The 12,769-nt window shown below is 45.2% G+C and carries 11 protein-coding genes; 4 read left to right on the top strand and 7 right to left on the bottom strand.

What is annotated here, in order from left to right:
• On the top strand, positions 1–917 hold a 917-nt coding region (locus JU82_RS02435; protein ID WP_037946089.1), incomplete at its 5' end, for an MFS transporter.
• A gap of 42 nt (positions 918–959) precedes the next feature.
• On the opposite strand, the gene glp is transcribed toward JU82_RS02435, so the two are convergent.
• Genes glp through JU82_RS02420 form a run of 3 tightly spaced genes read right to left on the bottom strand, consistent with a single transcriptional unit; the run spans position 960 to position 2,831 of the window.
• Complete coding sequence (gene glp / locus JU82_RS02430; RefSeq protein ID WP_294892017.1) at positions 960–2,159, bottom strand: gephyrin-like molybdotransferase Glp; 1,200 nt, start codon at positions 2,157–2,159, stop codon at positions 960–962.
• A gap of 2 nt (positions 2,160–2,161) precedes the next feature.
• On the bottom strand, positions 2,162–2,608 hold the full coding sequence (locus JU82_RS02425) for a molybdenum cofactor biosynthesis protein MoaE (RefSeq protein ID WP_037946085.1): 447 nt from the start codon (positions 2,606–2,608) through the stop codon (positions 2,162–2,164).
• Between the two features lies 1 nt (position 2,609).
• Positions 2,610–2,831, bottom strand: a complete 222-nt coding sequence (locus JU82_RS02420) for a MoaD/ThiS family protein (RefSeq protein WP_037946083.1) — start codon at positions 2,829–2,831, stop codon at positions 2,610–2,612.
• Between the two features lie 119 nt (positions 2,832–2,950).
• Here JU82_RS02420 and JU82_RS02415 point away from each other — a divergent pair, with 119 nt between their 5' ends.
• The gene (locus JU82_RS02415) at positions 2,951–3,634 is read left to right on the top strand and encodes an MqnA/MqnD/SBP family protein (protein ID WP_037946082.1); all 684 of its coding nucleotides are present in this window, start codon (positions 2,951–2,953) and stop codon (positions 3,632–3,634) included.
• A gap of 139 nt (positions 3,635–3,773) precedes the next feature.
• A complete protein-coding gene (locus JU82_RS02410) occupies positions 3,774–7,415 on the top strand; it encodes a restriction endonuclease subunit S (RefSeq protein WP_037946080.1) in 3,642 nt (1,213 codons plus the stop codon).
• Between the two features lie 59 nt (positions 7,416–7,474).
• Here the strand turns inward: JU82_RS02410 and JU82_RS02405 are convergent, their stop codons facing one another.
• The 3 genes from JU82_RS02405 to gltX form a co-directional block, all read right to left on the bottom strand.
• Positions 7,475–7,921, bottom strand: a complete 447-nt coding sequence (locus JU82_RS02405; protein ID WP_294892015.1) for a hypothetical protein — start codon at positions 7,919–7,921, stop codon at positions 7,475–7,477.
• The gene (locus JU82_RS02400; RefSeq protein WP_037946076.1) at positions 7,921–8,211 is read right to left on the bottom strand and encodes a nucleotidyltransferase domain-containing protein; all 291 of its coding nucleotides are present in this window, start codon (positions 8,209–8,211) and stop codon (positions 7,921–7,923) included. The genes JU82_RS02405 and JU82_RS02400 overlap by 1 nt, the downstream gene beginning before the upstream one ends.
• Positions 8,212–8,302: 91 nt before the next feature.
• Positions 8,303–9,685 carry a glutamate--tRNA ligase gene (gltX, locus tag JU82_RS02395; RefSeq protein WP_037946074.1) on the bottom strand — a complete coding sequence of 461 codons (1,383 nt, stop codon included), beginning with the start codon at positions 9,683–9,685 and terminating at the stop codon, positions 8,303–8,305.
• 89 nt (positions 9,686–9,774) lie between these two features.
• Between gltX and JU82_RS02390 the strand changes: the two genes are divergently transcribed.
• Complete coding sequence (locus JU82_RS02390; protein WP_037946072.1) at positions 9,775–10,608, top strand: peptidylprolyl isomerase; 834 nt, start codon at positions 9,775–9,777, stop codon at positions 10,606–10,608.
• A gap of 17 nt (positions 10,609–10,625) precedes the next feature.
• Here the strand turns inward: JU82_RS02390 and JU82_RS02385 are convergent, their stop codons facing one another.
• Entirely contained in the window at positions 10,626–12,755 is a 2,130-nt protein-coding gene (locus tag JU82_RS02385; RefSeq protein WP_037946070.1) for a methyl-accepting chemotaxis protein, read from the bottom strand.
• Between the last annotated feature and the right edge of the window lie 14 nt (positions 12,756–12,769).

The raw sequence follows: 12,769 nt of genomic DNA, 5'->3' as shown, positions 1-12,769 counted from the left end.
CGATCAGCTTTGCGGCCGCGATGGCAATCGGGCCGATGGTCGGCGGCTACTTCGGTTTGGCATCGCTGTTCTGGATCACCGCCGTGCTGGCGATCGTGTCGATGGTCATATTGTTTACGGGCGTTCCGACACCGCCGCGCATCCGCCATATCTACCACTCCGCTACGACCACGTCGGACATCCTCAAAGATCCCAATCTCCTCTCGATGATCATCACCAACGGGATGCAAAAAGGGCTGATGACGGTCGCGTTCGTTCTGATCCCGGTCCTTCTGATCCAGCCCGAATACGGTTTTGCGTGGGAGAAAAAAGAGCTGTGGCAGGCCTATGTGCCGGCAATGGTGCTGGGTCTGCTCGCGATGGGGCCTGCCGCCGTTTTCGGCGAAAAGTTCAACAAACCGCGCGAAATCTTTTTGATCTCGATCGTCCTCTTCATCGTGTCGTTCACCCTGCTGGGATTTGCGTCGCAGGGGTGGGAACTGGTTCTGGGCGTCGTCAGTTTCTTCGTCGCGTTCAACATGATGGAACCGCTGGTGCAGTCGATGATCAGCAAATACGCGCGGGTTCACCAAAAAGGGGCGGCGTTGGGGATCGCCAACGGCTTTGCCTACCTGATGACCTTCATCGGCGGGGCCGTAGCCGGGATCGCGCTGCAATACGGCGGACGTGAAACATTTGCCGTCGCGCTGATCGTCATCACGACGCTGTGGCTGCTGTGGACCTTCAAAATGGCGAATCCGCACCGCTATTCGCATCTTTACATCTCTGCGGATCATGTGGATATGGAGAAGCTCAACGCGCTGGAACACGAACATATCGCCGAGTGGTATATCAACGAGACCGAAAATATCGTGGCGGTCAAATACCGTAAAGATATGGTGGAAGAAGAAGCGATAAAAGCGAAGATTGTTAAATAGAGTTGTGAAAGCCCCGCGTTAGCGGGATGCCAAGAAAAAAACCTATAGCTTGATGACGCGTACCTGAGTGCCGGCGTCGAGCTCACTGTCCTCTTCGCCGCAGATCATCAAGGCGGCATCTCCCAAAAGATTCGTCAGTATGGCCGAACTCCCCGTCTTTTTGCCCTCGAAATCGACCCAGTAGCGCCCCTCTTCGAACGTCAGGTTGCAGGCCGTAAACTCGCTTTTGTTCGAGCGTTTGGCGAACGGGGTTTTAAGCGTCGCCTCAATCGGCTCGCAAGGGTTTGCTATCCCCATCATCCGCGCCATCATCGGGACAACGTAAAGGATGAAGGTAACCGTCGAGGAGTAGGCAAATCCGGGAAGGGAGACGATAAACTTCTCTCCCCGCTGCGCCACCATCACGTGTTGTCCCGGCTTGATGTTAACGCCTTTGAAGATCACTTCGGCACCGAGCTTGGGGACGATATGTTTGACAAAATCGTAATCGCCCACGCTGACACCGCCAGTACTGACGACGATGTCGCTGGAGCGCAGCGCTTCGTCAAACCGCTCCATGATCGCTTTTTTGTCATCACCCACGATACCCATCTGAACGCACTCGCCGCCCAGATTTTCGACGAGGGCTTGCAGCGTGTAGCTGTTGGAGCTTCGAATCTGTCCGGCGTGGCGGGACTCTTCGCCGATATCAAGGATTTCGCTCCCCGTCGCGACAACCGCAACGCGGGGACGTTGAGCGACGCGCACCATCACCCGGTTAATCCCCGCCAATACGCCTATCTGCGCAAATCCGAGCTTCGTCCCCCGCGCTATCAGAGTCTCCCCTTCGCGGTAGCTCTCGCCGATCGGACGGACGGCAAATCCGATAGGGACAGGTTTTTCAATCACTATCTCGCCCTCTTGTACCCGAACGTTTTCGATCGGGATCAGCGTATCGGAGCCTTCGGGCATCAACGAGCCGGTAAAGGTTTTAATGCACATTCCGCTGATCACGCTGCCAATCTTGTCGGCACCCGCGGGGTTGTCTCCTTCGATGACGAGCGTATCAAATTCGGCCAGATCGGCATGGCGCAAGGCATAACCGTCCATAGATGCCGTCGGGTGAGAAGGATAGTCTTCGCCTGCAACAATGTCCTCGGCCAGAATCCGTCCCAACGCGCTGCTCAAAAAGACCCGTTCGCTTCGCACCGCACCCATTGGAAGAAGCGAAAGCATATTTTGGGACGTCTCGTACGAGATCATGCTCACGATTTGCCCCCCAGCAGTCCCGAACCCTCAATCGGTGTCGAGCGGTCGCGCGCATACAGACGCTCGCCGTTTTTCAGATCGTATTTCCAAATCGGTGCGGACGCTTTGAAATCCTCGACGAACGCATCGATCGTCTCAAGCGCTACCCGGCGCTTCGGTGAAAAAACGGCCGCGATGTACGAGGATTCGTGCACCAGAACATCTCCTCTGCTGTGCGCCATTTTGAGTGTCGCGCCCAACGGTGCGGCTTTGGCGACCCACGCTTCGAACCATGAGGTCAAAATCGGCTCGTACACGTCAAAACTCAGCCCCTCGATCCCGTCCTCTTCGCGCACCGTCCCCACAAACGGGATATAGGCGCCGTAGTTATTATCCGATTCTTCGGCATACCAGCGATTCAGGATTTCAGGAACATTAAGTGCCCCGTCGTAAAGTTCAAGCACATCAGCCTCCGCAGACTGGGGGAAGCAAGGATACTTTGTCCCCGTTTTTCAGAGGCGTGTCGAGCGATGCGACGAGGGCGTCGTTCACCGCAACGGCACAAGAATCAAGCCATTGCCCCATTTCGGTATCGTTTTTAAGCGCTTCGGCGACCTCGCGCAAAGAGGCCGCTTCCAGCGTCAACGGAGCCTTTTGGATCGGTCCTAAAAATTCGATTGTCACCATGACAATTTCCCCTTTTTGGGCGGTATTATTGAAGCCAATTATATCGCAAGAGAACTAACAGAGCTTTGTTAGCCTTCGATTAGTATAATATTTTTCTTATTTCCAAAAGAGGGACCTTTGTGATTTTCGGAAAAATTGATTTTTTGAATCTTCTGCCGTTTCATGTTTTTATCAAACGCTACGCCAGATCGCTCCGATTTCACCAAAGCCTCCACCACCACAAAGGGGTCCCCTCGGCGCTGAACCAAGAGTTTGCGATGCGGCGGATCGATGCGGCGTTTATCTCCAGCATCACCGCCAAAAACTGCACCCATTTCAACGTCGGAATCGTCGCGAAGCGTGAAGTCCTCAGTGTTTTGTCCCTTCCGGCGGAATTGTCGAAAAACGATGCCGATTCGGCAACCTCCAACCGCCTTTCCCAAATACTCGGGACCCACGGGGAGGTACTGATCGGGGACAAGGCGCTGCGCTATTATTACAGCGGAGGCGAACACACCGATCTGGGCAGGGTATGGCATGAGAAGACGGGTTTGCCGTTTGTCTTTGCCCTTCTGTGCACACACGAGCATACGGACGAGCTCAAACGCCTCAGCCGCGCATTCGTCAAAACCAAAATCCGTATTCCGTACTATATTTTGAACGAAGCCTCCCGTAAAAGCGGCCTGACCCCGGCTCAAATCACCCACTATCTGAAATTCATTAGCTATAAAGTGGATGCGAAAGAGGAGAGAGGGTATAAGCGGTTTGTGAGAGAAGCGAAAAAGAGAGGGCTAAACCCCTCTTTGAGTAAAATTCGCTATTAAAAACAAAAATGGTAAGTTATCGAGTATGAATGTACTCACATTACTTGTTTTGAGAACTCAATATGTCAAATTGTCATATTTTTTAGTAATTTTTTGATATTATAATATTATAGATAAATCAAGGGAGGAGGCTTAAGAAATGGACACAAATTTATTTTTTACCATAGGCTTTCGACCAAAAGAAAATACTATCGACATATACACAAAATCATATCAAGACAACTACTTCATAGATATAGATATAAAAAACCATACTATCAACTATGGCGGTAAAATTAAAGTGTATGATAAATTTACACAAAATATTGTAAAACCAGAAGATTTTGTTGTTTTAGAGTGTGTAAATCGTTTACTTGAAAGAGGATATAAGCCTGAAAATATTCAATTAGAAAAAGTATATCCTGCTGGACATGGTTTTTCAGGAAGACTTGATATTTGTGTCACTCACGATGATGGAACTGAATATTTATTAATCGAATGCAAAACCTATGGAAAAGAGTTCGATAAAGAATTTAACCGTATGAAAAAAGATGGCGGGCAACTTTTTACTTACTTTAAATTTAGTAACAATGCAGATATTATTATGCTTTATGCATCCGAGCTAAAAGCCGATACACTCGTATATAAAAATGAGATTGTAAAAATTGAAGACGACTATAAAACGGGTGATGTAAAAGATTTCTATGACAAATGGAATAAACTTACAAAAGACAATGGGGTATTTGACCCTTGGGTCAACCCTTATAATTTTGAAAGCAAAGCATTAACTATAAATGAGCTAGAAGAGATAAGACCTGAAGATAGTAGCTTTATTTTCAATCGTTTTCTTGAAATCCTTCGTCACAATGTAGTTTCAGACAAGCCAAATGCTTTTAATAAAATTTTTACACTATTTCTTTGTAAAATTTATGATGAAAAATCAAAACATAATACAGACGAAGAGTTAGATTTTCAATGGATTGAAGGCAAAGACGATAATGTTTCTTTTCAGCTTAGATTGACTGATTTATATAAAAATGGAATGAAAGATTTTTTAGATAAAAATGTAACAGACTTTTCAGATGAAGATTTCGATTCAAAATATGCATCGCTCTTTAGCGGGGATGAACAATTAAAAAAATCACTTAAAACTGAGATTGCAAGACTACGTTTAGAAAAAAATAATGAATTTGCTATTAAAGAAGTTTATGATCAAAAATCATTTTTGGAAAATGCAAAAGTTGTCAAAGAAGTTGTAGAACTATTACAAGGTTTTAAAATACGCTACACTCAAAAACAACAGTATCTATCTGATTTTTTTGAATTACTTTTAACAACCGGACTTAAACAAGAGTCTGGACAATTTTTTACACCTGTTCCTATTGCACAATTTATTATAAAAAGTTTACCTATTGACAAAATGGTAGAAGACAAATTGAAATCTGGTAAAAAAGATGATTTACTCCCTTTTATCATAGATTATGCCGCAGGAAGTGGACATTTTCTCACTGAGAGTATGCACGAAATTCAGCGATTACTTTTAAATACAGACACAAGCAAATTAAAATCAGAAGCAAAAAGTTTTATTGATGTTTCCAAGATTAGACATTTTGATTGGGCATCACAATATGTTTATGGCATAGAAAAAGATTACCGATTAGTAAAAGTTGGGAAAGTTGGTTGTTACCTACATGGAGATGGGCTGGCAAACGTTATGCATTCTGATGGATTATCCAATTTCAAACACAGCGATTACAAAGGAAAATTAAACGAAATAGACAAAGACTTTTGCCAAGAAAATAAACAATTTGAAATATTGGTTTCAAATCCCCCTTATTCTGTATCTGCATTTAAAAATGCATCACGTGAATACTATAGAGAAAATGATTTTGAACTTTATGATAAGCTCACAGACAATAGCTCAGAGATTGAATGCTTATTTGTGGAGCGAACCAAACAATTACTCAAAGATGGCGGAGTAACAGGTATTATTCTACCAAGCTCAATACTTAGTAATACTGGAATTTACACAAAAACCAGAGAAATAATTTTGCAATATTTTGAAATTATTGCTATTGCGGAACTCGGTTCCAATACCTTTATGGCAACAGGAACCAATACTGTCACTTTATTTATGCGAAGAAGAAATAACTACGACAGTATCAATCTCAAAATAGCTATTGAAAAGTTTTTTAGTGTATATCAAGATGTTACACTGGGTGGCGTTGAAAAACCAGTAACTAAATATATAAATTATGTGTGGGGAGCCATTTCATTTGATGATTATATATCTATGCTCAAATGTGAACCCAATGAAAAGATAACAAAACATGAAATTTATACCGAATATCGCAAAAAACTAAAAGCCAAAAATGAGAAAGAGTTTTGGAATCTATTACTAGAGCGAGAAGCAGAAAAACTCTACTATTTTATTCTCACCTATCCACAAAAAGTAATACTGATAAAAAGTGGTGAAAAAGATGCAGAAAAACGCTTTTTAGGGTATGAATTTAGTAACCGTAGAGGAAGTGAAGGGATTCATCCTATACAAAGAGGCAAAAGTATAGATGAGTGCACGCAACTCTTTGACTCTAATATTTTTGACAATCCAACAAAAGCAAGTACTTATATCTACAAAGCATTCGAGGGTGATTTTGATAGCCCAATACATGAGAGTATTCAAAACAATGTTACTAGACATAATTTGGTAGATATGCTAACTTTTGATCGAGTGGAGTTTGAAAAAAATATTTCGCTTTCGGTTAAAAAAAAAGTAAAAATTGAAAGCAAATGGCAACTAAAAAGACTGGGTGAAATTTCAACTATTGACTATGGAACTCGCATTGTAAAAAAAACTGCACAAGGCAGTGTTTACCCTGTATATGGAGGCGGAGGAGAAACTTTCAAATCAAACGATTATAATAGAGAAGATGTTTTTATAATTTCAAGATTTGGGATGTCACCAAAATGTGTCAGGTATGTATATGGAAAATTCTTCCTAAATGATTCAGGATTAACTCTAAACACATCCGATTCATCTGTTCTAAATCAAAATTACTTAAATCAATATTTATTCTTAAATCAAGAGAGAGTTTATTTGTGTGGTCAAGGTGTTGCACAAAAAAATCTTGAAATTGAAACTTTTAACTCTTTAAAAATACCACTTCCACCACTCGACATTCAACAAAAAATTGTAAATGAAATTGCAGTTTTAGAAGCGAAAGAGAAGAAAGCGAAAGAGGAAATTGAGAGTTTGAAATCAAAATCAAACGAAATTTTTAGTTCTAATAATGAAACTGTTATAAAAAGGTTTGATGAAGTTTGTAAGTTGAAAGCAGGAGATTTTGTAAAAGTTGGAAATATTAGTAAAGAGAAAATAGAAAATTCATTCCCTTGTTATGGAGGAAATGGTTTGAGAGGTTATGTAAAAACTTTTACTCATGAAGGAAAATATTCTTTAGTTGGTAGACAAGGTGCTTTATGCGGTAATGTTCATTTAGTTGAAGGTAAATTTCACGCAACAGAACATGCTTTAGTTGCAAAACCTTTAAATGATATTGATATAAATTGGCTACACCACAAATTAGTTTCTATGAATTTGAATCAATATGCTACTGGAACAGCTCAACCTGGACTTTCTGTAATAAATTTAAAACCAATAGAAATAAATGTTCCACCACTTTCCGAACAGCAAAAAATCGTTTCTAAAATAGAAAAAATTGAAGCGCAAATAGCTCTTTTGGAGACTCAAATCGCAGAGATTCCAAAACAAAAAGAAGGAATTTTAAAAAAATATCTGTAAGATTTTTTTGAAGCGAAAAAGAGAGGGCTAAACCCCTCTCTCGGAAAAATTCGTCGCGGCTAAATAAGCTTACGCCGCTCTTTGTAGCTTTCGATATTTTCCAAAATCTTTTCAATCTCACCAAATACCTCGATGGAGAGTTTGATCCCCTCGACGATCTCGTTTTCATTGCTCGGATATTCATGGGTGAGCTTATTGCGGAGCTTTCGATAGGTCATCCACTCTTCGCCGTTTTCGATAATTTCGAGCTTTTCCAGTTTGTCTAAAATATCCAAAAGAGACATATTGTCGCGGTATTCGCCAATTTCGTCCAAAAAGATCCGAAACAGCTTCTCTCCCATCATGTCTTGAAGCTTGATAAAACGATAAATGAAGGTATCGATCGTTTTGATTTTTTCAAAATCTTCAAAAACTCCCGAATCGATATGGCTCCACGCTTTGATCTCATTGACTGCACTTTTTGCACGGTGCAGGTGTAGATGGATTTTTTCTATAATCTCTTGCATCATAGCAATATCCCCTCTTTTAGTATCGTTTCAAAAAGTTTCTGAGGAGGGGTTTGCGGGGTTTGAATAATCAGATCGATTTTGCGTCCTATCCCCCGAAGCTCCATGCGAGAGAGGATTTTGAGTTCGTCTTTTAGCGTGATGGATTTGCGGGTTTGGACAAAGAGGTCGATGTCTCCCCCCTTTTTGGTATCATCGGTTCGACTTCCGAACAAAAAAATCTTTGCATCGTCAATTATTTCATGCAACGTTGATTTGATAATATCGATTTCAGAACGTTGCAACCGCATCTATGACCCTTTCGATAGAAAATAGTAAAGCTATTATAACTTAGAATCGATGGGAATTAAAATCGCCCGACAGGGCGAAAAAAGGAAAGCGTTACCGCTGAAGAAGCGCTTCGACCCGCGCGAGCGTTTCGTCCACTCCGATGATCGCCATGACGCTGTCCAGACCGGGGCCTGAGAGTTTCCCCATCAGCGCGATCCGCAACGGCTGGCCGATTTTCCCAAAACCGATCCCCAGCTCCGAAACCACCTGTTCCATCACATGATGGTAATCGCTGGGGAGATGTAGTTGTTCGGCACTCTGAAGAGCTGCACAGAATTTTTCCAATACCTCTTTACTGTCCTCTTTGTACCCTTTTTTCAATGCCGCTTCGTCATAGTCGGCAGGACGGACCAGAATCTCTCCGATCAATATCGCCATCTCGACAAGCGTTTTGGCACGCTCTTTGACCGCGTCAAGCAAAATCTCCCGTTTGTCATGGCTGATCAGTACCACGCCGTGAAATTCAAGAAGTTCGCAGAGTTTCTCGTTCGGCATGTTTTTGAGATAATGGCTGTTGAGCCAGTCGAGCTTTTCGACGTTGTACACCGACGCGGAGCGGTTGATGTCGCTCGGATCGAAGAGCTCGAGCATCTCGCTCAGCGAGAAAATCTCCTGGTCTCCGTGGCTCCATCCCAGACGAACCAGAAAGTTCAGCAGCGCCTCGGGAGTGTAGCCCAGCTGTTTGTACATCATGACGTCGGTCGCGCCGTCGCGTTTGGAGAGTTTTTTCCCCTCGTGGTTGTGAATCATCGGCACATGGAAAAATTTCGGGATCGGAAAACCGAGCGCGTCGTAAACGACCATCTGTTTGGGGGTGTTGGAGAGGTGATCGTCCCCTCGGATAACGTCGGTCACTCCCATCAGCGCATCGTCCACGGCAACGACGAAATTGTACGTCGGAGTACCGTCGGCACGTGCAATGATGAAATCATCAAGGATATCCTCGACATTGAAGACGACATCTCCTTTGACCCCGTCATGCACTGTCAACGTGCCGCTCAGCGGAGCTTTGATACGGATAACGCTCTCTCTCCCCTCGGGAGGGGTCCCCGTAAAATCGCGGTAGCGGTTGTCGTATTTGGGGCGCTCTTTGCGCGCGCTCTGCTCTTCGCGCAGCGCTTCCAGCTCCTCTTTGGACATGTAGCAGCGATACGCTTTCCCCTCATCCAGAAGCTTCTGGGCGTATTCTTGGTAAATAGCCAAGCGCGAAGACTGGTATTCGATCTCTCCGTCGTGCTCCAATCCGACCCATTTGAACGCCTCGACAATCGCTCGTGCCGCCGCTTCGTCGTTACGGCTGAAATCGGTGTCTTCGATACGGAGCAAAAACTTCCCGTTATTACGTCTGGCCCACAAATAGCTCAACAGCGCCGTCCGTAATCCGCCGATGTGCAAATACCCCGTCGGGCTGGGGGCGAAACGAGTAACTACCATGATGAAATTCCTTTTAAAACAATTACACAATTTTAGTTGAGGCTATGTTAAAAGCGGGTAAAATAGAGAACTTTGTGCCAGGAGATTCGATGCGTTCCCTTACCCTTTCAGCCGTATTAGCCACTTTTTTATGGAGCGCCCCTGTCGGAGGGGTAAGTATTTTGGTCAAAAACAGTCCTATCACCCTCTATGAAATTCAGCAAGAAATGAAACAAAGCGGTACCAATGCCAAACAAAGCGCCGATGCGCTGATTCGAAAAAAACTCGAACAACTCGAAGCGCAGGAGAAAAAAATCACCGTCACCCCCGCCGAAGTGAGTGACGAGATTGCGCGGATGGCAGCCCAGAACAACCTTTCCGTCGATCAGTTTTACAATGCGATGCAAACCGTTCGGGGGATCAGCGAAAAAGAGTTGAAAGTCAAAGTCGAAGAGACGCTCAAGGGGCAAAAGCTCTACCAGAGCATCGCGTTTTCAAAAATGGCGCAGCCGAGCGCAGAAGAAGAGGCGGAATACTATCAGCTTCATCTGAATGACTTTTCCCGCCCCGAGAGCTTTGAGGTGACCACCTACCTCGCGGCTTCCCAAGAAGCGCTGCAGGCAAAAATAGCCGATCCGATGCGCCATGTCGAAAACATCCAGGTCAAAGATGAAACCATCGCGTTCAACGCCGTCCATCCGCAACTGGCCCAAATACTGAATAAAATTCCCGAAGGGAGCTTCGGGCCGATTCTCCCCAACGGCAAAAACGGCTTTATGAGTTTTTACATGAAAGACAAGATTAACGTCGTGACCGAAAATCTCGATTCGATCCGTCCTGAGATTTCCAATGCCATTCTGGCTGAAAAACGCAATCAGGTTCTGAACGATTATTTCACCCGATTGCGTCTCAGCGCCGACATCAAAGTCCTGCGTCTTCCATAGATAACGGCGAGGGGTTCTTATCCCTTCACCATCTCATTCAGGATCACAAACAATTCCCGGCTCGCATTTTCCGCTTCTTCGAAACACGCAATAATCTTCTCGTCATTCTCTACCGGATCTTTGGAGAGCAATTCCATCGCTTTGCGAATCTCTTCGTGCACTTTTTTATGCGGAGCACTCAAACGGCCGTAAGCCGGAGATTCTGAAAAAACGGCTTTTCCGTCTCCGTGCTCATACCACTTTCCAAGCGCACAACTGTGATGATCGCTGAACACATGAGACACTTTGCCCTCGAAGCCCGCTTCATAGGCGTGTGCTTTGAAAATCATATGGTCGATTTTTGCCATATTGGTGAAGATTTCATGGCTAATCACCTGATTGTCCTGTTTGATCTTTTCGACATTTTGGATCAGACGTGACATCACCTGTTTAAACTCATCCAGACGACGGGTCGAATCGATTGCGTATTCTTCGACCTGTTCGCTGTTTTCGACCATTCCGACCGAATTTTGTTTCAGGACGCTGATGTTTGCTTCGACTTCACTCGTCGCTTTTTGCGTCCGCTCCGCCAGCTTGCGCACCTCGTCGGCAACGACCGCGAAGCCGCGCCCGTGTTCGCCCGCGCGCGCTGCTTCGATCGCCGCGTTCAAGGCCAGAAGGTTCGTCTGATCTGAAATGTCTTTGATCAGCGTGATAACATTGGATATTTCGCTGACGTTGTGGTTCAGCTGTTCGGAATTCTCGCGGGAATTGTTGATCATTTCGGTAATGTTGGACATACTCGTCATGATGGCATCGGTTTGGGCACTCACCTGATCTACGACAACTCCTGTCTCGTTATTCAACTCGTTCACGTCAGTGAGGTCCTCGATGCTGCTTTCCAAAGAGCTGCGAAGACTGCCGGCATTATCGATGTTGCCGCTGATCATTCCGTGTGCCAAGGCCAGCGACATCTGAATTTTTCGCACCTGTTCTTCCGTTTTCGCTTTTGCCTCCGATGCCTCCGCCGCTTTTTTCTGCGCTTCGATGGCAATCGCTTCGACTTTGTCGATAAATACGTTGAAACTCTCGGCCGCTTTGCCGATCTCGTCGTTCGAAGCGACATGAAGCCGTTTGCTAAGATCCGCATCCCCGCTGGCCAGTTCCTGCGCAATGACGTCCAAATGCTCAATCGGTCCCGTTACGGCGCGGCGCACAATGATGATCAGCAAAAACAATATGACCGCATCGATCAGCGCCATGATGACGAGTTGGCGAAGCAGCGAATTTTCGGATTCGTTGATGAGTGCTTCGACGGTTTCAAGTTTTTTCCCCGAAAACGCGTATCCGATCTGTTCACCGGAGTAGTCTTTGATCGCGATCGGCGTAACGTAGTACCCATCAGTGACAAAAGAGCCGGCCGCAGGGTCAAACGTGCTGCTTCCCAATTCTTCCAAAAAGGCTTTGTCTATTACATCTTCTTTGACCGCAAGCGTATGGCCCTCACCTATTTTGCGGGCATTTGCCAGTTCGTTAGCAGTCTCTAAAAAGCGGTTATCAATGGCAACAATCACTTCGGTGCCGAAATCCTCACGCAAATCCTTGACGACCGAGTTAAGGCCTTGCATAAACTCAACCGATCCGATGTATGCGCCTCCGGACAAAATCGGTGCAATACCGCGCAATTCCAGTCCGGCAACCCCGACTTCAATGGCAACCAACGGTTTGCGGCTCTCTTTGACCGCAACAATCGTTTTACGAAAACCGGAGAGATCGTCTCCGTATTTCTCCGGTTTCCACACACGCAGAAAACTGCGGACATCGCTGTCGTGGACATGGATTTTGATGTTCCCGAATTTGGTATTTTCTTTGTACTCTTTGGAAAGCGATTTGAGGCTGCTGAGCATTTGAGCCCGGTCCCCGCTCGCCAGCCCGTTGACTACTGCGCTGTTTTTCGAGATGCTGATTGCATTGGTGATACCCACGTTTTTCTTCGATTCAATCGCCTCGCCGAAAACCGTTGTCATCTCTTTGGCCTGCGCTGTATAGACATTTGATCTGAGCTGATCGACCGATGCCCAATAGTTGATCAATACGATCACAAATCCGACGCCGATCGAAGCGATGAGCGGTATGTGTACTTTTTGCGCGATGCTTAAATTGTTCATTTATACCCTTTGAG

The sequence above is a fragment of the Sulfuricurvum sp. MLSB genome (genome assembly GCF_000747095.1).
Lineage (GTDB): Bacteria > Campylobacterota > Campylobacteria > Campylobacterales > Sulfurimonadaceae > Sulfuricurvum.
The sequence above is the reverse complement of the archived record's forward strand: the minus strand, read 5'-3'. Positions and strand labels throughout refer to the sequence as shown.

Bases quoted from the DNA above. Each gene is read 5' to 3' on its own strand.
- JU82_RS02420 (WP_037946083.1), bottom strand. From the start codon at position 2,831: ATGGTGACAATCGAATTTTTAGGACCGATCCAAAAGGCTCCGTTGACG.
- gltX (WP_037946074.1), bottom strand. From the start codon at position 9,685: ATGGTAGTTACTCGTTTCGCCCCCAGCCCGACGGGGTATTTGCACATC.
- JU82_RS02390 (WP_037946072.1), top strand. From the start codon at position 9,775: ATGCGTTCCCTTACCCTTTCAGCCGTATTAGCCACTTTTTTATGGAGC.
- JU82_RS02400 (WP_037946076.1), bottom strand. From the start codon at position 8,211: ATGCGGTTGCAACGTTCTGAAATCGATATTATCAAATCAACGTTGCAT.
- glp (WP_294892017.1), bottom strand. From the start codon at position 2,159: ATGATCTCGTACGAGACGTCCCAAAATATGCTTTCGCTTCTTCCAATG.
- JU82_RS02410 (WP_037946080.1), top strand. From the start codon at position 3,774: ATGGACACAAATTTATTTTTTACCATAGGCTTTCGACCAAAAGAAAAT.
- JU82_RS02405 (WP_294892015.1), bottom strand. From the start codon at position 7,921: ATGCAAGAGATTATAGAAAAAATCCATCTACACCTGCACCGTGCAAAA.
- JU82_RS02385 (WP_037946070.1), bottom strand. From the start codon at position 12,755: ATGAACAATTTAAGCATCGCGCAAAAAGTACACATACCGCTCATCGCT.